The following is a 20,093-nucleotide window of genomic DNA, read 5'->3' as shown; positions in this document are numbered from 1 at the left end:
GTTCGCGCCCCCGGCGGACCTTGTCGCTCCCTCCGCGCGGCGGATAGTCTCCACGCATGGAGATGGGGGACGCTTCGGGAGCGACGCGGCCGCGGCCGCGCGGTCCGCTCGGGCTGTTCCTCGCCTACGGGGGAGTCGTCGCAACGCTGGCGGCCGGGCCCGCGATCATGTGCGTCGGGCTCGTCGCGGGTGCGGACTGGTGGATCCCGATGCTCGTCGGCGCGGCGCTCAGCGTGTTCGTCATCCCGTTCGCGCTCGCCAGGTGGCGGATGATCGGGCGTCAGCAGCGGGAGGCCGGGTTGCTTGGCGACCGGGGACGGCTCGCGCAGGGTGAGGTCGTGGCGATCGGGCCGGCGATGTTCGCTGACGAGGACGGCGTCACCCTCACGCTGCGCTTCGCGGACCTTGGCGTTCCCGCGTTCGAGATCGAGTACGTCTGCGCATCGGCGCGCGGGTACGAGGTCGGGGACCGCATCGAGGCGCTCGTCGATCCGGAGACCGGGCTGTTCGCCGTCCCGAGCGAGCGGCAGCGCCGCGCACTCCGCGGAACCGTCTCGTGACCGGAGCAGCAGATCCTGCCGCGGCTGACGCGGTGTCCGCCTTCCTCGACTACTACGCGCAGCAGCGTCCCGAGGAGGCGCGATTCGCCCGGCTGCTGCTCGACGACGGCGGCCTGGTGGTCTCCGCGTGGGGACCGGAGCAGATGGCCGTGTGGCACCTCGAGGTGCAGCGCGGCGACATGCTGGTGATGTTCCACAGCGAGCGCGGCTACGCGGAGTGGCCGCGCGTCGTTCGGTCCGCCGTTCCCCGGCCGCACTGGGATGAGTACCGGCCGATCGGCCTCGGCGTCTTCGCGTGGGCGCGTGCGCACGGAGTGCCGTTCCGCCTCGACGACCCCGACGACGTCGATCACGACCTCGTGGCCCACGGCCGGGACGCGCTCGACCGGCTGGACCGCGGTGGTGACGCGCCGTTGCAGCGGGTGTACCAGGCCTGGATCGGCGACCGGCTCACCCGCCGCGCGGGGGACGCTAGCCGGCCGCGGTCTCACGCGGTCGCCGCGATGGAGGCGGCGGCCGCCGGCGAGCATCTCGAAACCTGAGCGAAGATCAGGAAACGCCGAAGGGTGCACCCATAGGGGAGAGGGATTGCACACGGCCCCTCGTCACATCCACCGAGCCCCCCTGGCCGCGGCAGGAATACGATCGGCCGTGCGCAACTCGACCAAGTTTACGAGGCGGGACGGCTGGACGTGGGCCGGAGGCGTACATCCTTCGTGACAATCGCGACAGCGTCGTTATGTCAGCTTCGTGTCGTTCGTGCCAGGTGAGAGATGCGGTGCCGAGCTGGACGCCGGGTTCACGTTGGTGCGGTCGGTTGCCGGGCCGCCGCGGCGTTTGTGCCGCTGGCTGCTGACGCGATGAGTAGCTCGCCGACCGCGCGTCCCGTGACGATGGAGCGGTGTCGTCGCCGGGGCGAATGCAGGGACGAACCCCATCCCTTGCCCCGTGTATCGCGCCGCTGATAATGCACATTATGTCAGGTAGGTGCGCTTGACGCGCTCTAAGGGGCGCTTACCTACCACGCAAAGCCACCAGCCGCAGAACGCAGAAGGCCGTTACTACCCCGAACACGATCGTCAACACTATTCCGACTGCAGGCGCCGTGGCGAAGAAGATCGTTGCGGCGAGGAATACGGTGGCGATCGCGCCCAGTAGAGCTCCGAGGCTAAGGAACAATCTCTGGAACTGTATGTTGCCGCTCGATCGCCCAGCCATCATGATCCCTTCTCCATCAAGAGTTCTCATCAACATACGTGTCGATCAGTAGCTGCCCGGTGCGGCCGCTAGAACCGCGAGCAGCATCAGAAGCGGCGGAGCGGTACGACCGGTAGCCACCCCGTGGATCGGATCCCGGCGATTGCGGAAGTCACCGGCGTACTCGTAGCGCAGCGTAAAGGATCCCACCGATACCTGCCAGCGTCAGCGCGATCCCGACGACGATGACTAGCCACTGCAGGCCGTCCGGCGGAGGGGCAGCAACCCCGAGCGCGATGGCGCCGAGTCCGAAGATGAACGCGAACGAAATCTGGATGTACAACATCCCACCATTTCGACGTTGAGCCACGATTCGACTCCTCAAAGAAGCACGGCACCGGCGATATAGATGAGATCGATTCCGAGCGCGGTACTCTCTGCAGACTCGATTTCGTCACCATACTCTGTTCCTTCGTACACATCGCTGAGTATTCCGACGCCGCAGCCAACCACTCCCCCGATGAGCGATGAAGCTCCAGCTGTATCCGCGTCGCTAATGAGACCTGTTATTGCACCCATAGCCCCCTCTCTCGCGCAATCAAGGACTGCCTGGCCTCCGTCGGAGGTTCCCGCGGGGTCGTTGCCGTTGATGGGGTCGCCGCCCGCGTATGCGTATCGGTTTGCGTTGGCGGGGTCCAGGGGTGCGTCCAACGTGTCTTGTTGGGTCCATGTCCCGGTGGTGGGGTTGTACCAGCGCAACCCGAACTTCACGAGGCCGGTGGCGCGGTCTTGGATGCCCGCTTTGAACAGATAGTCGGCCTGAGCCTGATGGATTCGCCATGCTGCATCGACAGCCCTCTGGCTGGTGCCGGCGTAGGTGGAGGTGACTCCCCCGCTGACCGCCTGGGTCATCTGCTGGGCGCCGTTGTTTCTGTAGGTGGAGCCCGGGGAGCGGTGAGGTTGCCCGCCCCGTCGTGTCGGCTCCGAGCGCCGTGCCTACATCACGTTCGCTTTCGCGTGCGGTAGACCTGCAGTCCCCCGAGCGCAACGATCAGCACCCCGAAGATCAGGGACCAAGCGGAACCAAGAGCCATCCCGAGGATAACGAGAACGACCCCCACACAAATGGCCGCGATCGCTAGAGCCATTTGAACGTTAATCTGTCGACCCCAATCCACACTGAAGGTCGGCGTCGCCGACCGCGCTCGTGAATAGTATGACCGATCCGACAGTCGCCAACGTGTCCCCTCCTCCGGTAGCTATTTCTCCCCCAATCAGGGAAGCGAGAAGTAGGCCGGATCCGACGGTTGCCAGCACTCCGGTCACACATCCTCCAGCGTCGTGCCCGGTGGGGTCGTTGCTGTTGATGGGGTCGCCGCCGGCATACGCGTATCGGTTTGCGTTGGCGGGGTCCAGCGGCGCGTCCAACGTGTCTTGTTGGGTCCAGGTGCCCGTCACCGGGTTGTACCAGCGCAACCCGAACTTCACGAGGCCGGTGGCACGGTCTTGGATGCCGGATTTGAACAGGTAGGGGTTCTGTGCTGCCCCGTTGCCGGTGCCGCCGGCGGTGAGGTTGGCCGCCCCGTAGGGGTCGAAGGTGTACGTGTAGGAGCTCAGGGCGAAGTCGGTGATCAGGCCGACGGGGTTGCCGATGCCGTCCATCTGAGGGCCGGCTCACTGGCCCTGAAGGAGAAGGTAAACCCCGAATCCGATGGCCACGAGCATGAGCGCGCTCACGACGGCGACCGTGACTGGGCCACCGCGGTTGACACGGCCAGTTCTTGCTCGTTGCCTTCTGCCGAGCCCGCCCGTCACGAACCAACCGCCGGCGGTGAGCAAGAGGAGGAAGACGGGGACGAGGACCCAGGCCCAGCCGGTCACAAGGGAAACCGAGCTGCGAGGTTGAGGCCCAATTCGATGCCCGTAGCGCCGATGTCTGCGTCAGTTCCTTCGTACGAGTCGGTCGCCTCGTCGATGGCGGTGGATGCGACCCCTTGCGCACAGCCAATCGCAAACGCTGCGCCGAGCCCTACGCCCGTCCAGTCAGGTCCCACCAGTCCAACGAGCACGTCTACGCCACCACTGACCAAACAACTTCCCGCATAGTCACCCAGTGTGGCATCCAGTCCACCCGGGTCGTTGCCGTTGATGGGGTCGCCGCCGGCGTACGCGTATCGGTTGGCGTTGGCGGGGTCCAGCGGTGTGTCGAGGGTGTCTTGTTGGGTCCAGGTGCCCGTCACCGGGTTGTACCAGCGGAGGCCGAACTTCACCAGGCCGGTGGCGCGGTCTTGGATGCCGGATTTGAACAGGTAGGGGTTCTGTGCCGCCCCGTTGCCGGTGCCGCCGGCGGTGAGGTTGGCCGCCCCGTAGGGGTCGAAGGTGTACGTGTAGGAGCTCAGGGCGAAGTCGGTGATCAGGCCGACGGGGTTGCCGATGCCGTCCATGACGTAGAGGCAGTCCTGGTCGGCGCTGGTGGAGAGCATGATCGGTTGCCCGGTCTTGGGGTCGCTGAGCAGGTAGGCCTGGTTGCCGTTGACGTTGTAGCCCTCGATCACCGGGAGCCCGTTGCTGTCGGTGCGGCCGTAGGTGATCTTGTAGGTGCGGCCGGAGTACGACTCGGACGGGACCTGGTTCTGGCCGGCGCCGGCGTACGTGTAGGTGGAGGTGACTCCCCCGGTGACTGCCTGGGTCATCTGCTGGGCGCCGTTGTAGGTGTAGGCCGCTCCGGGGGCGGCGGTGAGGTTGCCCGCCCCGTCGTAGGAGTACCCGGTGGTGGTGATCTGGTTGGCGGCGTTGTAGGTCAACGTCTGCGAGGAGGGCGTGGCTCCGGTGACGACGGCGGTGAGCCGGTTGCCGCGGGCGTCGTAGGTGTAGGCGTAGGTGTTGTTCGCCGTTCCGCCGGTTTGGGTGGCCGACTGCAGGCGGCCGGAGCCGTCGTAGGCGTACGCGGTGACCTGTCCGCTCAGGTTGTCCTTCGACCATTGCAGCTGTGACCGGTCGGTGGTCGTGCCGGTGGCGCAGGTGGGCGCGGCCGATGCGGTGTTGTAGCAGTAGCTGGTGTCGAACACGGCGGTGACGGTGGTCGGTGCTGGCCCGGTTTCTGCCTTCACGTGGGTGACCCGGCCGGAGGGGTCGTAGTCGTAGATCTACGTGGATGCACAGCAGCTTGCTTCGCTCATGTTCATCGATGTCCGTCGGAAGAACCCCGGACGCGCTTTCGCCGGGCGGCAGCCAGCCACCCAATCTCAACCGTGACCGCCACGAGTCCGACGACGATCGAAGCTGTCTGAACCGGCCCACGGGTGAGAATGGCGCATATCGCGGCACCGATGGCGACGAGCGGAAGAGCAAGGAGCCGTACCAGAAGTCTCCCCGACGACTCTGATCTGTAGTCACGTCGCGGCTCGGGAGAGACATTCATCGAGCGATACTCCCGCAATTCCCACTCCCGCGCCAAACGTCGGTGCGGCAGAAGCAATCGATCCGAAGGCGTCCAGTGATGCCTCCACGACACCCGACACAACCAACGCCGCGCCGAATGCAATGTGGCGTCCGCTGTGACGCGGTCACCCGAGGTCTCTGGTGGTGAACTTCATCACGAAGATGGCTTACATCATCCCGGCGACCACGACGATCGCCGGGATGACGTATCGGAAGATGACCTTCACCTGATTCGCTCCCCGCCGGCTCTCCGGTAGGCGATGCCGGCGATCAGCCAGAGCAATATCCCCGCGATCATGAGCACCGCGGCCGCGATCGCAAGCCATAGGCCTGCGTGTACAAAGCCGATTACTCCCAGGGCAATGAGCCCGACCACGATGAGGATCGAAGCGACGTACATCGTCGGTCGAACCCAACTGGGCTGCTGATGAGCAGTCAAGCGCATCACCCTTCGCTCGCGGTCACCAGTTCGACTCCCCCGGTGCCTGCGGGACGGCAGCCTATCAGGCGAGCTGCCCGCGTTCAGAGAAGCGTCGCCACACGCCCGTTCGCGCGCTATCGTGTGCGGCGAAGCCGGAGCCCGAACTCCGGCAAGGACGGAGACGACGATGTCTGGACGTTCGCGTACACCCGTGGCAGTCGCCGGAGCGGGCGTGGCCCTCGCGGTGGCGTCGCTGACCGGTTGCACTTCCGGGCCGCCGGCCACACCGGCGACCGTGACGGTCACCGTCACCGCCGCCCCGGGCGGTCCCACCACGGTGACCGACGAGCAGCTGGAAAGCCTGACCGCCCCCGCGATGTGCGAACGCGATGCCGGGCAGCTGGTCGACGGGAGACTTCCGATCGACGAGTCTGAGGGGGCGACCATGCTCGCCACGGACGATGAGAACAACTATCTGTGGGATCAGTCCACGGACCCGAAGGGGAACCCGTCGTTCGCGGTCGCGTTCGCCTGCCACCTCGGAGGTGTGAACTGGCCGCACGTGCTCGGGTTCTACGGGCCCAGAGGCGACCTTCTCACCAGCTTCGACTTCGGCAGTTTCGACCACAACGAACACTCTGTCGTCACATCGATCCGGTACGCCGGCGGTGTCTTCCACATCGATTGGCTCACCTACGACGGTGCCGAATTCGGGCCGTGCAACCAGACCAAGCCGGATGAGATGTCAGCCGACTTCTACCTCTCCGACGGGAAGGTCGTCTGGGCCGACTACGAGGCGCCCTGCTCCCCCGGCGACTGACGAACGACTCGAAGCAACCGGGAGCGGGCCACGGATGCCTGATCGGTCACATGTCATTCGGATGGTCGATCGAGCGTCGCGCTCGTGTTCGCAGTGCCTGCGTGAACGTCAACCACGTCGCGGGCCAGGAGAACAACGGCCCCAGGATCGCCGCCACCAGATTGACCGGACGCAGTTCGAAGAACACCCCGAAGCCGAACGCCAGGAAGAACACCGACCCGATCATCTGAGGGATCCAGCCCCAGCGATGGAAGAGGCGCCTCGTGGCCGGCCCCATCAAGCGCTCTGCGAACTCGATGTCGGGCCTCATAGTGGCGCCACCACGACAGATACGCAGCGTGCGAAGGGGTACTTGTGCACGGGTGCTCCGTCCTACGAGACGATGATGATCGGGGTGCCGAGTGCCAACGCGTCGACGGCGGTGATGGCTTCCGCGCCGAGGCGGATGCAACCGTGAGAGATGGCGCCGGACGAGTCGGACTCGTAGTGGATGCCGATGAGCCCACCGTCCGAGCCGCCGTACGGCTCGTCCGCTGCCGTCGCGTGCAGCGAGCTGAGTTGGATGCGATGGGTGCTCTGGCCTTGGGCGGGGTCCAGATACTGCGCCTCGAGGTACCCGGTCACCCCGACGGGCGTCGGCGTTCCCGGAGCGCCGACCCCCACCGCGATCGTCTGTTCCGGTCGCCCGCCAGCATCGGTTATCGTCAATGACTGAGCGGAGACCGAGACGACGATGCGATTCCGCACGGTGGCGCCGGGAGTCAGCGCGTTCGTGGGCAGCCAGCCAGCGCTCTGAGCCGGCGCCGACTCCCCCGCACCCGCCTGCGAGGGCAGGAGCTGCCTGCTCGGCACGAGCACGAGGGACCACGGCCCGTCGACGGCGACCCTGACAACCACGGACGGCTCGCCCAAGAAGTCGCGAGACTCGAATCGGGCGATCGGAGCGGTCCGGTCGGCCCCGAATAGCGGGGTGTCGGACTGCAGCTCGAAGACCGACATCCACATCGCGGTGGGCGGCGCGGGCACAAGGCCCGGGATCACCGCCCGGTAGTCCGCCGGGGTGAGGGCGGCAACCTGATCGGCGCTGAGGATCGGAGGAGCAGGAGCCTGCGTCATCGGTGTCGTGGGCTGGGCCGCACCGGAGGGAGTCGAGGACGAGTGGGACGCGGACGGCAGGGAAGACGACCCCGTGGATACCGCGGGCCCAGAAAGCGCGACCGCGAGCACTCCGGCAACGGCGATGACAACGACGGAGGCGGCGACCGCGAGCGCGGCGCGCGTCCTACGCCTCATCGCTCAGCCGCTGACGACAGGAAGGGCACGCGCCGTCGGCTTTGCGACGGCCTCAGGATCAGACGTCCCGCCCTGACCACCTGGAGTAGTGGAACCGCCGATGGTCGGCCCGGTGATGGCCACAGTGGTGCCCCACTGCGAGGTTGCGCCGGCGGTCTCGATGACGACGCTTCCGGCGGCTGTGACCCCGGTGCGCACGTACTGCCACGCGACGGAACCGTACTTGTCCGCGACCAGCGACGCCGGCGCGGGAAGACGTGTGCCGTTGTAGACCGCCGAGAATGCGACGGTCTCACCCGGCGTGAATCCACTGGCCTGAACGAAGAGGCCGATGGCGGCATCCATGAACTGCGCCGTCGTCAGGGTCGGCGCATTCGTCTCAATGCCGGGCGTGCTGCGGACATCGAACGCCACCGCGTTCGATGTATCCCCGGAATCGCTCGTGGCCGAGAGGGTGAGAGTGGAATCGGCCCAGATGCCCGGCGCCATCGCGGGCACCCATCCGGTGACGGAGATGATGCCTGACGCGCTCGCGGGCGTCGTCCTGTCGCCGTAGTGCACCTTCGTCCCGTCGCTGTCGCGCACCCAGTCGATCGAGAGCGTCACCGTCGAACTCGGGGTGAAACCACCGCCGATGACATCGATTCCGCTTCCCCAGGAGTCCGAGTAGACGACCGGTACGGTCACCCCGATCGACGCGGTAGCCGCCTGCGCGGGAGCCGACACCAGTATGCCGCCGGTGACCAACGCTGCAACCGTTGTGACGAGTGCCCACCGTGAGCGCGCGGAACCGATCATGTATTTCCCCCCCGAGGTATGTGGCCCGAAGACGGGCGTGACAACCCTATGAGGGCTGATTGATCTCCGTCAACGAAATCTCGCCGCCCGTCGCCCCCATTTCAGGGGTGCGCCGCCGACCCGACCACTGCTCCCGAAATCACCTATTCGGTCCCGGCGGCAGTGCCTTCAGGATGGGGAGTGCCCGCCCCTCCGAATCGCCGAGGGGCGGAATGAGAGAACGGATGCGATGTATGTGCACACGAGTTGTCTGGCCCGACGCCAACGGATCGGTGATCGTCGGACGGAACATGGACTTCCACATGGACCTCCTGACGAACCTGTGGAAGCTACCGCGCGGCATCGAGCGCTCGGACGGCGTGAACGGCACTCTCACCTGGAAGGCGAAGTACGGCAGCGTCGTCGCCACCGCCTTCGACCTCATCGCGACCGACGGCATGAACGAGGAAGGCTTCGCCGGTCACATCCTGTGGCTCGCGGAGTCCGACTACGGAAAGCCGGACGCCGACGCCACCCAGCTGAGCCAGGCCGTCTGGCTGCAGTACTACCTCGACAACTTCGCGACCGTCGCCGAAGCCGTCGAATGGACAAACGCCTCGCAGGTCGGGATCGCGCAGCTCTTCGACCCCACCGGCCACATCGTGCCCACACTCCACCTCGCCATCAACGACGCCACCGGCGACTCGGCGATCATCGAGTACACCGACGGCAAGCCGACGGTCTATCACAGCCGCGACTACCTGGTCATGACCAACTCCCCCACGTTCGACAAGCAACTCGAGCTCGTCACGGAGGTCGAGGGACTCGGCGGTGACAAGCCGCTCCCCGGTTCGACGCTCGCGACCGATCGGTTCGCGCGTGCCTCGTTCTATGTCGCGCACCAGGTGCAGCCGAAGACGCAGATCGATGCGATGGCGGCCATGTTCAGCATCATCCGCAACGCCGCGCAGCCCTTCCGTACGCCCGAGCCGGGCAAGCCGGACGCGTCGCAGACGATCTGGCAGGTCGTGCTCGACCTCACCAACAAGCGCTACACCTTCGAGTCGACGACCCGGCCGAACATCGTCTGGGTCGACTTCGACAAGGTCAGCTTCACCGAGGGCACGAAGGTCCTCAAGCTCGACCTGGTCGGCCGGCTCGCGCTCGAGGGAGGCCTCACCGGTGACGCCAGCCACAAGTTCACCGACCCGGGCGAGGTGACGCAGGACCTGCTCGCGGTCGGGCTCGACGCCCTCGAACTCGTCGCGCGCAAGCAGGACGAGTTCGCCGCAGTCACGAAGGCGGTGCAGGAGCTGGTCGGCACGCATCAGGCGGCGTAGACGCGGGCGTGCCCTCGAACGCTCCTACATGTTTTCCGAGGGCCGCTGGCTGACAACCACCGCGGTGTCGGTCGGCGCGGCCGAGTTCGTCCCGGCCGATCGAGAACCGCGGTCGCCTCGTGCGAACCGCTCGATGATGTAGGCGGTGATCGCGGCTGCCCAGAGCCCGATGACGATCCACGGCGAGGCGAGCCCGAGTGTGTCTGCGGCTGCGCCGAAAACGTTCGGTACCCCGACCCGGGCGAGCAGCCAGCCGGTCGCCGCCGCCGCGGTCAGCACGGCTGCGGTCACGCGCAGCGGGGTGTAGGCCCGCGTCCGGGCGAGCAGGACCAGGGGCGGCAGCACGAGGAGGACGACGACCAGCTGCATGACCTCGATGCCGAGGTTGAACCCGAGCAGGCTCAGCACCAGCTGGCCGCCACTGAGGTCGAGGGCAGAGAGCGTCGCCGAGAACGCCATCCCGTGGATAAGCCCGAAGAGACCGGCGATCAGGGGTTCGCGTCCGGGGAAGAGCGGGCGGATGGCGTGAGCTGCGGCGATCAGGATGCTCACCGCGATCAAGGCTTCGACAGGCTGCTGCGGCACCGGGAGGCCGAGCGCGCCGAGGGCCAGCGTGATCGAATGCCCGATCGTGAACGCGATGGTGATGGCAGTGATCCTGCGCACCGCGCTCCTGGCCGGCGCGACTTCCTTCCACCGTCGGCCGACCGCGAGCAGGGGTGCCGGGAGCAGCAGCGTGAGCAGGAACAGTTGATGATCGGTGCCCTCGGCGATGTGCCCGATCCCGAGGGTCAGCATGCCGACGAACCCGTTCCACGGGCTGCCGTCCTCGAGGTCGACGGTGAGGGGCGGAACCGTGCCGGAGACGGTGTCGACCTGGATCGCCCCGAGAGTGCGCGCGCCCTCCACCTGCCCGGTCGCCCAGTCACTGTGGAGGATCACGTAGATGTCGGCGCTCTCGACCTGGTGGATGATCGCGTCGTAGTCCAGCGTGAAGGAGCGGAGGTCGGACGCGGCGGCCGGGGTGAGAGTGGCGGTGGCGGTGATCGCACCGAATGTCCCGGTCCCCCACTGTTCGGTGTCGGTCTCCGCGACATCGGCGACATCCACCGTCCAGTGATCGGTGCCGGTGGTGACAGCGAAGTGTTTTTCGAGGTACGACGAGACGGCGCGGGCCGCTGACGCGCCGACCGCGTCCGTGCTGGTGAGATCGGTCCCGCTGGCGGCGACCAGATCCTCTTTCGGCAGAGTGAGGGCGGCGGTGATGTCCGCTTCGTGCACATCCAGCTCGATCGTCGTCGAGGGGACGACGTGGGCCGAGGCCGGGGAGGCGCCGAGCAGCACGGCCGCGCCCGCGAGCAGCGCCGCGGACGCGACCATGATGCCCCGGCGCATCAGGACTTCGTTCCGCCGTAGTCGGTCACCTTGTCGCGCTAGACGGCGTGCGGGTGGGCGCCATCGAGCACGATGCCGTGCTGCATGGAGAACTCGATCCACACCGACGGGCCATCGATCCGCACGTAGTCGTCGATCTCGGTCACCGTCGTCGAGCCGGAGAAAGAGAAGTACGTGTCGTCGAGCTGAGACTTGTACTTCGCCAGGATCGTGGCGGCATCCGCGTCGTCGACGTCGTCCACGTACGTGTCGATGGCGGCCAGGACGAGAGCCTTCTGATCGGCGGTGAGGTCGGAGCCCTTGATCCCCTCGGATGTGGTGGGGAAGGCCCAGTCGTCTCCCGGCCCGAGCAGGATGTCGTTGTAGGTCTTCGAAAGCTTCGCCGCGGCCTGCTGCTCGGTGGTGAGTGAGGCGATGACGGCGGCGAACGCCTTCTGTTCCTGCTGCTCGGGCTGCACGGTCACGCCGTCCTGCGTGACCGTGGTGAACGGTTCGATCCCTCGGAACGACGGGGTCGCTCCAGCCAGCTCGCCGTCGGTGTAGGTGTTCGCGAGGGCGAGGTGGTGGCCGCCGAACTGCAGTTCCCAGGTGCCCGAATCAGACGGTGTGCCGAGGAACGCGATGTAGAAGTTGCCGCGGCCGTAGTCGCTCCCGCCTCCGTTTGCGGAGAGGTAGTCGTCGGCGGCGAGATGCTGGAGGATCTCGTCGAAGCCCTCGTTCGCGGCCGAGCCCGTCGCTGCTGCGATGAGGTTCTCCAGCGCCGACCACTGGGCGTCCGAGAGCGACGAGGTCTGGAGGCCGACGCGCCCGGTGGAGCTCTGCCCGCCGCCGGCGCCGCTTGGTGCTGCGCCTCCCGCAGGCGCACCGCTGGGTGCTCCCCCGCCGGGTGCTCCGCCGCCGGGGGCTCCCCGCCGAACCCGCCCCCGGTCAGCAATGCTTGCGGGAGGTTGGACCAGTCGGACGCATTCGCGAAGGTGTACTTCTGCTGAAGCTCGGTCGTCTGGTCGTCGCTCAGCGTCGCGGCGAAGGCTTTCGCGAGTGCGACGACATCGCCGCTCCCTGCCGTGGCGGTGCTGGTCATCGCCGACGTCGGCGACGCCGTGTCGGCAGCGGTGCAGCCCGCGAGCGCGAGAGAGATCGCGAGCGCCGAAGCGGTCCCGATCCAGAGCGTCCGTCGGCGTGCCGGAGTCGGCATCTGTGATTTCATACAGGTGAGTAGAGCAGTGCGTGCCTATCAATTGGCTCGATATCCGGGCCCCTGCGAGCGAAGGACCGATACGTGGGTCACGTCGTCATGTACGCCTCGGTGTCGGTGGATGGGTTCATCGCGGATGACCGCGACCAGCCCGGGGCGCTGTTCGACTGGTTGCTCGGCGGCGACGTCCCGCTGGATGAGAGCGGCGTGCTGAAGGTCTCGCAGGCCTCGTACGACTACGTGCGGCCGTACTGGGACCGGATCGGCGTGACCGTCGCCGGGCGTCGCGTGTTCGACCTGACCGACGGGTGGGACGGCACCCCTCCGAGCGGGATCGATCACGTGGTCGTCGTCTCGCACCGTCCGGCGCCCGACGGCTGGGATCCCGACGCGCCGTTCCGCTTCGTCGACGGGATCGCGGAGGCCGTCGCCGCCGCGCAGAACCTCGCGGGCGACCGGATCGTCGAGGTCGCCGCCGGGGATGTCGGAGGCCAGGCGTTCGCGGCGGGACTGGTCGACGAGGTGCGCATGGATGTCGTTCCCGTCGTGATCGGCTCCGGCATCCGCTTCTTTGGCTCCGTCGACGCGCAGCACCTGCTGGGCGGACCCGAGGAGGTCGTCCAGGGCGACGGAGTGCTGCACCTGCGCTATCGCGCGCGTCGCTGAGCGCGGCGTCGGCGCATCCGGGCGAGGCGCAGCCGGACGCGCAGTCGCCTGCGGGCGCGGCGCAGCTGATCGCGGAAGACCCAGACGAGCGCGAGGGACACGATCACCAGCGGCAAGAACTCCGGGGCGAGGATGAAGGCCCCGAAGACGATGTCCAGCATCTCGAAGCCGATCAGGGATCCGGCGGCGACCCAGGTCCAGCCGCTGAAGAGGGTGGCGCGCGTGTGCAGGCGTCGCCAGAGGGAGGTGTGGTGCATGGTGTCCGTCCGTGCTCAGAGGGAGATCGGTCGTCTGCCGATCGCTCTGCGGGCGGACGAGATCGTCAGAGCGCGCGCAGGGGCCGGCGGAGCACGTCGCCCGGAGCGCGCGGAGCCGGAAGCCCGGAGAGCGGGATGCGCCAGACGGCACCGGGCGGCGCGGGCGGAGTCGCTGCGAAGCGGCGCGCGGGAATCGTCGCCGTGACGGTCGTCGCGGCCGAACGGACCGCGGTCCGCGCCGCGCTCGCGATGACGACCGCAGCGAGGCCGAAGGCCACGAGCACGGTCGAGACCACGACGAGCGCCGAGACACGTCCGACCGGATCGGCCGACACGGCGAGCTCGAGCAGCGCCCATTCGATCGTCGCCATGCCCTCCCCCGTCGTCCGGCTTACCGTCGACCTCGAGCCTAGCCCGCGCAGTGGCCCGGCGTTCAGCCGCGCAGGATGAGCCGGATCTCGTCGTCGAAGAGGTCGTCGGCGGTGCGGCCGGGCTCGAAGTAGGCGATGATCGCCGCGGTCAGGTTCGGGAGGCGCGCCATGAGTTCTGGGGGGTCGACCTCCGCTCCCCCGTCATCCGGCGGTGCCGACTGCTCCTCCAGCACGTAGCCGACGGTGAAGCGCTCGACGGCCAGGACCGTCAGCCTCGCCTCGGGCAGGTTCACCCCGGCGCCGATCAGCGCGGTGACGGCGCGCTCGGAGAAGTCCGCGCGGCGGAGGGATGACCGGGCGCTGGCCACGATGCGGGCGCCGTCGGTGTGCGCGAGCAGGCCGGCGCGCAGACGGCGGGCGGCGTCCAGCATCCACGCGCGCCACTCGATTGTCTGATCGGGGATGCCGAGACTCGCGAGCACCTCGTCCATGATCCTGTCCCCCAGCGCGTCCAGCAGGTCGGCCTTGCTGCGCACGTGCGTGTACAAGGACGGTGCCTGAACACCCAGGGCCGCCGCGAGCGCGCGCAGGGTGACGGCCTCCGCGCCGTGAGCGTCGGAGAGCGTCAGGGCGGCGGAGACGACATCTTCTCTGCTGAGTGGCATCGGGCTCCTTGACATCGCAGCCTAACACCGTAAGGTTAACATCCTTACAGCGTTAGGACGGTGAACATGTACGCAGCTGTTGTCGAGGTCGTCGACGCCGCCGGCATCACCGAAGGAGAGCACCGACCATGATCAGCGAACGATTCCACACCCTCACCCACCGCATCCCGGGCGTGCCCGAACACGATGACAGCCGTCCCGCGCAGAACCGCTCCCGCACCGTCCGAGGACACCAGGGGCGCGGCAACCACCCGCACCAGCCGCACCAGCACACGGCGGAACCGCGGGTTCTCGTGCGCTGGCAGCGGTGGATCGCCTCCCTCGGGCCGCAGGGGCGGACGCACGAATGACCTACTGATCCCCTGCGCCGTCGGGATCGTAGGCGGGGTCGAACACCGGGTCGGAGCGGTACCAGAGCCCCCATCCCGCCGCGAATACTCCGGTGCCGGCGAAGAGCAGCAGTGCTCGTAACCAAGCGAGGTGGCTCTCCGGCGCGACGAGGTCGACCACGACCGCGCTGAAAGAGACGACAGGTCCGACGGTCCACGCGGCGACGGCGAAACGGCGCATCCGTCGCGTTCGACGCGGAATCTCCGGGTTCATTCGTTGGCCCCGTCCTCACGCGGTGAACGACAGCGCCAGCACGCCGACGATGGCGTTGTGGACCCCGTGAGTGACCACCGCGGGACCCAGCCGGCCTGTGCGCGTGGCGAGGTAGCCGGCGACGATCCCGAGCAGCAACGTTCGGAGGCCGAGGTTCGCGATGCCCGCGAGGGTGGAGACCTCGTAGAGGTGGGTCGCTGCGAAGATGACCGCCGAGATCAGCACGCTCGCGTGGATGGCTCGGGACGGTTGGGCCTCGGGTCGGCGCCGCACGATCCAGATCCGGATCCAACGCATCAGCAGACCGCGGAACAGCAACTCCTCCACCGGCGCGGCGACGATCGTGGGCAGCAGGAAGACCCTGATCGTGTCCCACACGTGGTCTCCGGTGAGGTGGACGTTGGTCTGCGGCGTGCCGAGCGCCCGAATAGCCGGCGCCATGACTGCCGCGAGGCCGATCAGCAGCACCGCAGCGGCCGCTCCGATCAGGATGTCGACGGGCTCGATCGTCCAACCGAAGTCCTTCTCGAGGGACTTCAGCCCGCGGACGCGCGACGCGACGACCAGGGTGGCCACCATCCATGCGTAGCTCAGCACGACGGTCGCGACGCTCACGGGAAGCGCGACAGGCTGCGGCAGCGCGACGGGCAGGACGCGGAAGAGGACGGTCAGAACGACCGGAAGTGCGCCGGCGGCGAGGAACCACCACCCATTCCACCGGATCGCGGCGGGCGGTCGGTACTGCGCGTCGGCGTAGGAGTCGCGCGTCGTCCCCCGGGTCCCGCTCATCGGGTCGCTCGGCGACACGGCTGCGGCGCGGATCCCCTCGGCGTCACCGCCTCCCGCCTCCGACGCCGGGCGCGGAGGTGACCTGCCGCATCCACTCGGCCACCTGCCGCTCGTCGAGGTCGTCGATCGAGGCCAGCTCAACCCCGCGGGTCGCCTTGCCCATCCCGATCGGGGTCACCGGCGGCACCGGGTCGAGGGCGGTGCCGTTGATGAACATGAGTTTGACGTGCCCGGCGAAGCCGCCGCTGGAGAAGCACCAGCCGTCACCGACCCCGTAGTACGCCATGCCCCATTTGACGGAGCGCTGGAGGTTCGGGAGGGTCGCCGCCGCCAGGGCGTCGACCGCCTCTGCGATTCCGCGCTGCGGCTGGGGCAGGCTCGCGATGTAGGCGAAGACAGGCTTGTCGCCGACCGCCGCCTTCGCCGGGCTCGCGCGACCGGTCATGGCCTCCGGCAGGGCGAAGTCCCCGCCTGACTGCTCGTCTGCGCCGGACTGCTCGTCCCCACCGGTCTGCTCAGCTGGCATGGCGCGATGCTAATCCGCTTGAGGCAGGGAGGCCAGGCTCACCCGAAGCCGAGATACGCCCCCGGTTTGCCGGGCTCGACGAGCTCGAACCGCAGGCGCAGGTCGCCGGCGCGCAGCAGCTCGGCCTGGTGCGTGAACCGCTCGCTCGCGACGAAGACCGGGTGCGCGACCCGCCATTCGTCGACGAGCCACGAGCGCAGGGCGGCGAGCAGCCGCGCGTCCATGCCCTCGGGGGTCCTGGCGCGGCGCGTCCAGAAGTAGACGACGAGCTCGACGTCCGCCCATACGGCGTCGCCGACCGGGGTGACGGTCGCCTTCGTCAGGAAGGTCGCGGTCGTCGGGAACAGGTAGACGCACCCCCAGCACTCCCCCGTCGCGGGCGCCAGGACCGTGTAAGTGAAGGCGCGGCCGGCGGCATGACGTTCCTCCAGCGACCGGAGGTCCTCCCGGTTCGCCTCGATGGTGAAGTCGTCCTCCGGCCACGAGGTCTGCTCCCAGAGCCGCAGGTCGTCCCGCGTGTCCATCACTGCTGCGTGGTCGTTCGCCGCATCGTCCGCGGTGATCGGACGCAGGACGAACTCCGTCGTCGACAGTCCGGCGGCCACGGGGCCCGCGTAGGTGTCCGGCACGTGCGCCTCCTTCGGTCCGCCCCTGACGGTACTCCTCCGGACGGGACGGACGACCTGGCGACGCGTGCCGTCAGAGCATCCCGGTGAGCACGCCGCCGTCGGCACGCAATGCGGCCCCGTTCGTCGCCGACGCCAGCGGGCTCGCGAGGTACGTCGCGAGACTCGCGATCTCCCGCGGTTCGATGAAGCGCTCCAGGAGAGTCGTGCCGTTCTGCCCGATGATGGCCTGCTTCATGGCCTCGGCCGGGAGGGACTGCGCCTCGGCGATCGCCTCGACCGTCGCGGCGACGCCGTCCGAGTAGGTGGGGCCGCCCAGGATGGCGTTCACCGTGACGGCCGTCCCGCGCGTTCGCTTGGCGAGACCGTTGGTGAGCGCGAGCATCGCGGCCTTGGTCACGCCGTAGTGCACCATGTCGGCCGGCACGTTCACACCGGACTCGCTGCTGATGAAGAGGATGCGCCCCCAGCCGCGCTCGAGCATGCCGCCGAGCAGATGCCGCGCCAAGCGCACGCCGCTCATGACGTTGACCTCGAAATAGCGGGCCCACTCGTCGTCGTCGACGTCCTCGAACGGGGCCAGGCCGAAAAGCCCGACATTATTGACCAGGATGTCGACGTCGCCGAGGGCCTCCAGCAGCCTCCCCACCTGCTCCGGAGAACCGAAGTCGGCGACGAGACCCGACGGCTCCGACCCCGGATGCTCGCGACGGAGCCGCTCGACCGCCGCGTCCACTCGCGCCGCGTCCCGGCCGTTCACAGTCACGCGCACTCCCTCGGCGGCCAATGCCGAGGCGATGGCGTAGCCGATCCCCTGCGTCGATCCGCTGATGAATGCGCTCCTGCCCTGCAATTGCAGTTCCATGCTCTCCCCTGGTCCGGATGGCGCCGAGTGCGCCATTCACTTGCTCAGGAAAGTGACTGTACGCGGCGTGACTTGCTTGAGCAAGTCAATCGCCCTACGCTGACGTCATGTCGAAGCCGTCGGAGTCAGCTGGATGGAGCGCGGAGAAGCTGGAGGTCTGGGCCGCCCTGGCCACGATGCTGGAGCGGTTGCCGGCGGCGCTGGACGCCCAGCTCCAGCGCGACAGCGGGCTCACGCACTTCGAGCACGGGGTGCTCTACGCCCTCGATACGGCGCCGGATCGCACGCTGCGGATGAGCACGCTCGCCGGCTACGCCAGCTCCACCCTCTCCCGGCTCTCCCGCGCAGTCACCCGGCTCGAGAAGAAAGGCTGGGTCCGCCGCGTCGTCGACCCGTCCGACGGACGGTTCACCCTCGCCGTGCTCACGGACAGCGGGCACGAGAAGGTCGAGGAGTCCTCGCCCGCGCACGAGGAGCTCGTCCAAAGGTTGGTCTTCGACGCCCTCACCCCGGCGCAGGCACGACAGCTCGGTGTCATCGCGCGCCGGATCTCACAGGCGGTCGACGGCACGCCCGCCTGGACCCCGCCCGTCCCGTGACGTCGCCGTCTCAGCGCGTGAACGTGACGTGGATGACGCCGCTCTCGGCGACCTCCGACGTCGCGGTGTAGCCGAGGTCGAGGTCGCTCAGACCGTCCCAGAGCCGGGTGCCCTCGCCGAGGATGATGGGCGAGACGGCGACGTGGATGCGGTCCACGAGCCCCGCGGCCAGGAAGGTGCGGACGACGTCCGCTCCCCCGCCGATTCGCACGTCGGCGTCGCCGGCCAGCGCCGTGGCGCGCTCCAGAGCCGCCTCGGGCGTCGTGGCGAGGAACTCGAAGCGCGTCCCGTTGGCGAACTCGATCGGGGGCCGCTCCCGGTGCGTGAGCACGAGCACGGGCGCCTGGAACGGCGGCTCGTCGCCCCACCAGCCGCGCCAGTCGGGGTCGTCGGGGTAGGTGTGCAGGCCGAACATCCCGGCGCCCATGATCTCGGCGCCGATGCCCTCGAAGTACGCGGCGGCGTAGCGGTCGTCCACACCCGTGGTCCCGGCGCCCGACGTGTCGTGGAACACGCGCTCGTGGAAGGTGCGGGTCGCGGTGTAGTGCTCGACCAGCCGTCCCCACTCCGCGCCCATCGGATCCTCCGGCACCACGACGCCGTCGAGGGAGATGTTGAGATCGACGCGAACGGTCATGTGAGCCTCCGGGGGTGAGCGGACGGAATCCAACCTGACAGACCGGAGGATGCCCGTCAACTGGCTGTTGCCGCGCGGCGCGCCGCGGGCTTAACGTGTCGCGCGAACGACCCGAGCCTGTTCGTGAGATGCACGCAGCTCTGTGGAGGTCCCCATGTCCAGCCAACCGGAGAACACGAGAACGGCGGAGGAGAAGCCGGACGAGCCGGAGGCGTCTCTGGCCCTCGACCGCTTGTTCGACCGTGAGGTGCGAAAGTCTCGCAACGCGTACCTCCGCGCGTCTCGCCGCGCCGAGGTGGTGGGCCAGGCGCTGCGCGGCGACGAGCGCATCGCGGAGCTGACGCGGGCGCTCGGACGCCTGGAGGCTCCCGTCGCCGTGCCGCGCGAGGTGCAGCCGTCCCCCGGCGAGCTGCACACGCTGAGCCTGGTCACCACGGGCACGAGCGACCGGCTCTCCTTCGCCACTCCGCCGTACGACGCGACCTGGACGACCTTCCAGCCGCCCGGTGCGGCCGGAACCGCGGCGCACGGTCCGAGCGTCTACAAGCAGCAGGCGAGCATGTTCATCGACCTCACCGAGACCTACGTCGACCGTCCGGTGGCCGAGGGCGGGTGGATGTATGCGGGCGCCGGTCTGGGGCTGTGGTTCAAGCCGAAAGCGCCCTCGACCTACGTGCGCGTCTCCGGACTGGTGGACTACGAGTACGACTGGGCCGACAGCTCGAGCCTGCAGGTCGCCCACAACCGCGCCCAGCTCTGCGTGATGGTGCAGCACCGCCGCGGGCCGGGCGACCTGGAGACGATCCTCGACACCCGCGACCAACTGTGGGCCGACGGCACCTCCTGGTACGAGGACCACAGCGACAGCGGAGGCGGCTACTGGCCGAACCAGAACTACTTCTGGGCGAGCAGCAACGACTGGTATCTCGTCTGGTTCTGGATGAACGGCGGCATCGACTTCTCGACCAAGGACACCTTCGGGTCGAGCAAGGCGTTCCAGACCTGGCACGCGCGCGTGCCGTTCATGGTCTTCGAGCAGTGGGCGTGAGT

Annotated in this window: 26 protein-coding genes; 8 read left to right on the top strand and 18 right to left on the bottom strand. The window is 68.2% G+C overall.

Translation table 11 applies throughout. The features are described from left to right. Positions 1–56: 56 nt before the first annotated feature. Both FHX33_RS06165 and FHX33_RS06160 read left to right on the top strand, forming a co-directional pair. Complete coding sequence (locus FHX33_RS06165) at positions 57–560, top strand: hypothetical protein (RefSeq protein ID WP_021765749.1); 504 nt, start codon at positions 57–59, stop codon at positions 558–560. Beyond that, positions 557–1,102 carry a hypothetical protein gene (locus FHX33_RS06160; protein WP_155829216.1) on the top strand — a complete coding sequence of 182 codons (546 nt, stop codon included), beginning with the start codon at positions 557–559 and terminating at the stop codon, positions 1,100–1,102. Before FHX33_RS06165 ends, FHX33_RS06160 begins: the two co-directional genes overlap by 4 nt. A gap of 827 nt (positions 1,103–1,929) precedes the next feature. Here the strand turns inward: FHX33_RS06160 and FHX33_RS06155 are convergent. From FHX33_RS06155 to FHX33_RS06140, 4 genes are all read right to left on the bottom strand, one after another. Continuing rightward, a complete protein-coding gene (locus FHX33_RS06155) occupies positions 1,930–2,103 on the bottom strand; it encodes a hypothetical protein (RefSeq protein WP_021765746.1) in 174 nt (57 codons plus the stop codon). 35 nt (positions 2,104–2,138) lie between these two features. Continuing rightward, positions 2,139–2,669, bottom strand: a complete 531-nt coding sequence (locus tag FHX33_RS06150; protein ID WP_081704165.1) for an RHS repeat-associated core domain-containing protein — start codon at positions 2,667–2,669, stop codon at positions 2,139–2,141. Between the two features lie 243 nt (positions 2,670–2,912). After that, the gene (locus tag FHX33_RS06145; RefSeq protein WP_021765743.1) at positions 2,913–3,419 is read right to left on the bottom strand and encodes an RHS repeat-associated core domain-containing protein; all 507 of its coding nucleotides are present in this window, start codon (positions 3,417–3,419) and stop codon (positions 2,913–2,915) included. Positions 3,420–3,634: 215 nt separating this feature from the next. Next, positions 3,635–4,867: an RHS repeat protein gene (locus FHX33_RS06140; protein ID WP_155829213.1), complete on the bottom strand. Its 1,233-nt coding sequence runs from the start codon at positions 4,865–4,867 to the stop codon at positions 3,635–3,637. Positions 4,868–5,830: 963 nt separating this feature from the next. Between FHX33_RS06140 and FHX33_RS06135 the strand changes: the two genes are divergently transcribed. Next, positions 5,831–6,439, top strand: a complete 609-nt coding sequence (locus FHX33_RS06135; RefSeq protein WP_051337093.1) for a hypothetical protein — start codon at positions 5,831–5,833, stop codon at positions 6,437–6,439. A 46-nt stretch (positions 6,440–6,485) separates the two neighbouring features. Here FHX33_RS06135 and FHX33_RS06130 read toward each other — a convergent pair whose 3' ends face one another. From FHX33_RS06130 to FHX33_RS06120, 3 genes are all read right to left on the bottom strand, one after another. After that, positions 6,486–6,749 carry a hypothetical protein gene (locus FHX33_RS06130; protein ID WP_021765737.1) on the bottom strand — a complete coding sequence of 88 codons (264 nt, stop codon included), beginning with the start codon at positions 6,747–6,749 and terminating at the stop codon, positions 6,486–6,488. A 62-nt stretch (positions 6,750–6,811) separates the two neighbouring features. Further along, positions 6,812–7,555, bottom strand: coding sequence for a L,D-transpeptidase (locus tag FHX33_RS06125; RefSeq protein WP_169730369.1), 744 nt, complete (start codon positions 7,553–7,555; stop codon positions 6,812–6,814). Positions 7,556–7,735: 180 nt separating this feature from the next. After that, complete coding sequence (locus FHX33_RS06120; RefSeq protein WP_155829211.1) at positions 7,736–8,317, bottom strand: hypothetical protein; 582 nt, start codon at positions 8,315–8,317, stop codon at positions 7,736–7,738. A 446-nt stretch (positions 8,318–8,763) separates the two neighbouring features. Between FHX33_RS06120 and FHX33_RS06115 the strand changes: the two genes are divergently transcribed. Beyond that, the gene (locus tag FHX33_RS06115; protein ID WP_051337092.1) at positions 8,764–9,849 is read left to right on the top strand and encodes a linear amide C-N hydrolase; all 1,086 of its coding nucleotides are present in this window, start codon (positions 8,764–8,766) and stop codon (positions 9,847–9,849) included. Between the two features lie 24 nt (positions 9,850–9,873). Here the strand turns inward: FHX33_RS06115 and FHX33_RS06110 are convergent, their stop codons facing one another. Next, the gene (locus FHX33_RS06110) at positions 9,874–11,244 is read right to left on the bottom strand and encodes a HupE/UreJ family protein (protein ID WP_021765733.1); all 1,371 of its coding nucleotides are present in this window, start codon (positions 11,242–11,244) and stop codon (positions 9,874–9,876) included. Between the two features lie 38 nt (positions 11,245–11,282). Then, the gene (locus tag FHX33_RS06105; protein WP_211235436.1) at positions 11,283–12,482 is read right to left on the bottom strand and encodes a DUF3500 domain-containing protein; all 1,200 of its coding nucleotides are present in this window, start codon (positions 12,480–12,482) and stop codon (positions 11,283–11,285) included. Positions 12,483–12,523: 41 nt separating this feature from the next. Between FHX33_RS06105 and FHX33_RS06100 the strand changes: the two genes are divergently transcribed. Beyond that, positions 12,524–13,105, top strand: a complete 582-nt coding sequence (locus tag FHX33_RS06100; protein ID WP_039924448.1) for a dihydrofolate reductase family protein — start codon at positions 12,524–12,526, stop codon at positions 13,103–13,105. Here the strand turns inward: FHX33_RS06100 and FHX33_RS06095 are convergent. The 3 genes from FHX33_RS06095 to FHX33_RS06085 form a co-directional block, all read right to left on the bottom strand. After that, on the bottom strand, positions 13,087–13,362 hold the full coding sequence (locus tag FHX33_RS06095; RefSeq protein ID WP_021765730.1) for a hypothetical protein: 276 nt from the start codon (positions 13,360–13,362) through the stop codon (positions 13,087–13,089). The two genes, FHX33_RS06100 and FHX33_RS06095, sit on opposite strands and share 19 nt — an antisense overlap. Before the next feature lie 65 nt (positions 13,363–13,427). Next, complete coding sequence (locus FHX33_RS06090) at positions 13,428–13,733, bottom strand: hypothetical protein (protein ID WP_183428273.1); 306 nt, start codon at positions 13,731–13,733, stop codon at positions 13,428–13,430. Positions 13,734–13,795: 62 nt separating this feature from the next. After that, complete coding sequence (locus FHX33_RS06085; RefSeq protein WP_021758084.1) at positions 13,796–14,398, bottom strand: TetR/AcrR family transcriptional regulator C-terminal domain-containing protein; 603 nt, start codon at positions 14,396–14,398, stop codon at positions 13,796–13,798. Between the two features lie 128 nt (positions 14,399–14,526). On the opposite strand from FHX33_RS06085, the gene FHX33_RS06080 reads away from it, so the two are divergent. Beyond that, a complete protein-coding gene (locus tag FHX33_RS06080) occupies positions 14,527–14,748 on the top strand; it encodes a hypothetical protein (RefSeq protein WP_021758085.1) in 222 nt (73 codons plus the stop codon). Position 14,749: 1 nt separating this feature from the next. On the opposite strand, the gene FHX33_RS06075 is transcribed toward FHX33_RS06080, so the two are convergent. The 5 genes from FHX33_RS06075 to FHX33_RS06055 form a co-directional block, all read right to left on the bottom strand. Continuing rightward, positions 14,750–14,968, bottom strand: a complete 219-nt coding sequence (locus FHX33_RS06075; protein WP_021758086.1) for a hypothetical protein — start codon at positions 14,966–14,968, stop codon at positions 14,750–14,752. 48 nt (positions 14,969–15,016) lie between these two features. Beyond that, positions 15,017–15,790, bottom strand: coding sequence for a CPBP family intramembrane glutamic endopeptidase (locus FHX33_RS06070; protein ID WP_021758087.1), 774 nt, complete (start codon positions 15,788–15,790; stop codon positions 15,017–15,019). Positions 15,791–15,833: 43 nt separating this feature from the next. Further along, entirely contained in the window at positions 15,834–16,316 is a 483-nt protein-coding gene (locus FHX33_RS06065; RefSeq protein WP_021758088.1) for a DUF1801 domain-containing protein, read from the bottom strand. 38 nt (positions 16,317–16,354) lie between these two features. After that, positions 16,355–16,945, bottom strand: coding sequence for a hypothetical protein (locus tag FHX33_RS06060; protein ID WP_021758089.1), 591 nt, complete (start codon positions 16,943–16,945; stop codon positions 16,355–16,357). A gap of 70 nt (positions 16,946–17,015) precedes the next feature. Continuing rightward, positions 17,016–17,807 carry an SDR family NAD(P)-dependent oxidoreductase gene (locus tag FHX33_RS06055; RefSeq protein WP_021758090.1) on the bottom strand — a complete coding sequence of 264 codons (792 nt, stop codon included), beginning with the start codon at positions 17,805–17,807 and terminating at the stop codon, positions 17,016–17,018. Between the two features lie 107 nt (positions 17,808–17,914). On the opposite strand from FHX33_RS06055, the gene FHX33_RS06050 reads away from it, so the two are divergent. Beyond that, positions 17,915–18,406 carry a MarR family winged helix-turn-helix transcriptional regulator gene (locus FHX33_RS06050; RefSeq protein WP_021758091.1) on the top strand — a complete coding sequence of 164 codons (492 nt, stop codon included), beginning with the start codon at positions 17,915–17,917 and terminating at the stop codon, positions 18,404–18,406. Positions 18,407–18,416: 10 nt separating this feature from the next. Here the strand turns inward: FHX33_RS06050 and FHX33_RS06045 are convergent, their stop codons facing one another. Beyond that, a complete protein-coding gene (locus tag FHX33_RS06045; RefSeq protein ID WP_183428272.1) occupies positions 18,417–19,043 on the bottom strand; it encodes a dihydrofolate reductase family protein in 627 nt (208 codons plus the stop codon). A gap of 154 nt (positions 19,044–19,197) precedes the next feature. Here FHX33_RS06045 and FHX33_RS06040 point away from each other — a divergent pair, with 154 nt between their 5' ends. After that, a complete protein-coding gene (locus tag FHX33_RS06040; RefSeq protein WP_021758095.1) occupies positions 19,198–20,091 on the top strand; it encodes a hypothetical protein in 894 nt (297 codons plus the stop codon). The last annotated feature ends 2 nt before the right edge of the window (positions 20,092–20,093 follow it).

The organism is Leifsonia aquatica, from assembly GCF_014190775.1.
Taxonomy (GTDB): Bacteria; Actinomycetota; Actinomycetes; order Actinomycetales; family Microbacteriaceae; genus Leifsonia; species Leifsonia aquatica.
The sequence above is the reverse complement of the archived record's forward strand: the minus strand, read 5'-3'. Positions and strand labels throughout refer to the sequence as shown.

What these genes read in the sequence shown, in the direction of transcription:
- FHX33_RS06165 (WP_021765749.1), top strand. Translation starts at nt 57, where the DNA reads ATGGAGATGGGGGACGCTTCGGGAGCGACGCGGCCGCGGCCGCGCGGT.
- FHX33_RS06155 (WP_021765746.1), bottom strand. Translation starts at nt 2,103, where the DNA reads ATGTTGTACATCCAGATTTCGTTCGCGTTCATCTTCGGACTCGGCGCC.
- FHX33_RS06150 (WP_081704165.1), bottom strand. Translation starts at nt 2,669, where the DNA reads ATGACCCAGGCGGTCAGCGGGGGAGTCACCTCCACCTACGCCGGCACC.
- FHX33_RS06145 (WP_021765743.1), bottom strand. Translation starts at nt 3,419, where the DNA reads ATGGACGGCATCGGCAACCCCGTCGGCCTGATCACCGACTTCGCCCTG.
- FHX33_RS06130 (WP_021765737.1), bottom strand. Translation starts at nt 6,749, where the DNA reads ATGAGGCCCGACATCGAGTTCGCAGAGCGCTTGATGGGGCCGGCCACG.
- FHX33_RS06125 (WP_169730369.1), bottom strand. Translation starts at nt 7,555, where the DNA reads ATGACGCAGGCTCCTGCTCCTCCGATCCTCAGCGCCGATCAGGTTGCC.
- FHX33_RS06115 (WP_051337092.1), top strand. Translation starts at nt 8,764, where the DNA reads ATGTGCACACGAGTTGTCTGGCCCGACGCCAACGGATCGGTGATCGTC.
- FHX33_RS06110 (WP_021765733.1), bottom strand. Translation starts at nt 11,244, where the DNA reads ATGCGCCGGGGCATCATGGTCGCGTCCGCGGCGCTGCTCGCGGGCGCG.
- FHX33_RS06095 (WP_021765730.1), bottom strand. Translation starts at nt 13,362, where the DNA reads ATGCACCACACCTCCCTCTGGCGACGCCTGCACACGCGCGCCACCCTC.
- FHX33_RS06090 (WP_183428273.1), bottom strand. Translation starts at nt 13,733, where the DNA reads ATGGCGACGATCGAATGGGCGCTGCTCGAGCTCGCCGTGTCGGCCGAT.
- FHX33_RS06085 (WP_021758084.1), bottom strand. Translation starts at nt 14,398, where the DNA reads ATGCCACTCAGCAGAGAAGATGTCGTCTCCGCCGCCCTGACGCTCTCC.
- FHX33_RS06080 (WP_021758085.1), top strand. Translation starts at nt 14,527, where the DNA reads ATGATCAGCGAACGATTCCACACCCTCACCCACCGCATCCCGGGCGTG.
- FHX33_RS06075 (WP_021758086.1), bottom strand. Translation starts at nt 14,968, where the DNA reads ATGCGCCGTTTCGCCGTCGCCGCGTGGACCGTCGGACCTGTCGTCTCT.
- FHX33_RS06070 (WP_021758087.1), bottom strand. Translation starts at nt 15,790, where the DNA reads ATGAGCGGGACCCGGGGGACGACGCGCGACTCCTACGCCGACGCGCAG.
- FHX33_RS06065 (WP_021758088.1), bottom strand. Translation starts at nt 16,316, where the DNA reads ATGCCAGCTGAGCAGACCGGTGGGGACGAGCAGTCCGGCGCAGACGAG.
- FHX33_RS06055 (WP_021758090.1), bottom strand. Translation starts at nt 17,807, where the DNA reads ATGGAACTGCAATTGCAGGGCAGGAGCGCATTCATCAGCGGATCGACG.
- FHX33_RS06050 (WP_021758091.1), top strand. Translation starts at nt 17,915, where the DNA reads ATGTCGAAGCCGTCGGAGTCAGCTGGATGGAGCGCGGAGAAGCTGGAG.
- FHX33_RS06045 (WP_183428272.1), bottom strand. Translation starts at nt 19,043, where the DNA reads ATGACCGTTCGCGTCGATCTCAACATCTCCCTCGACGGCGTCGTGGTG.
- FHX33_RS06040 (WP_021758095.1), top strand. Translation starts at nt 19,198, where the DNA reads ATGTCCAGCCAACCGGAGAACACGAGAACGGCGGAGGAGAAGCCGGAC.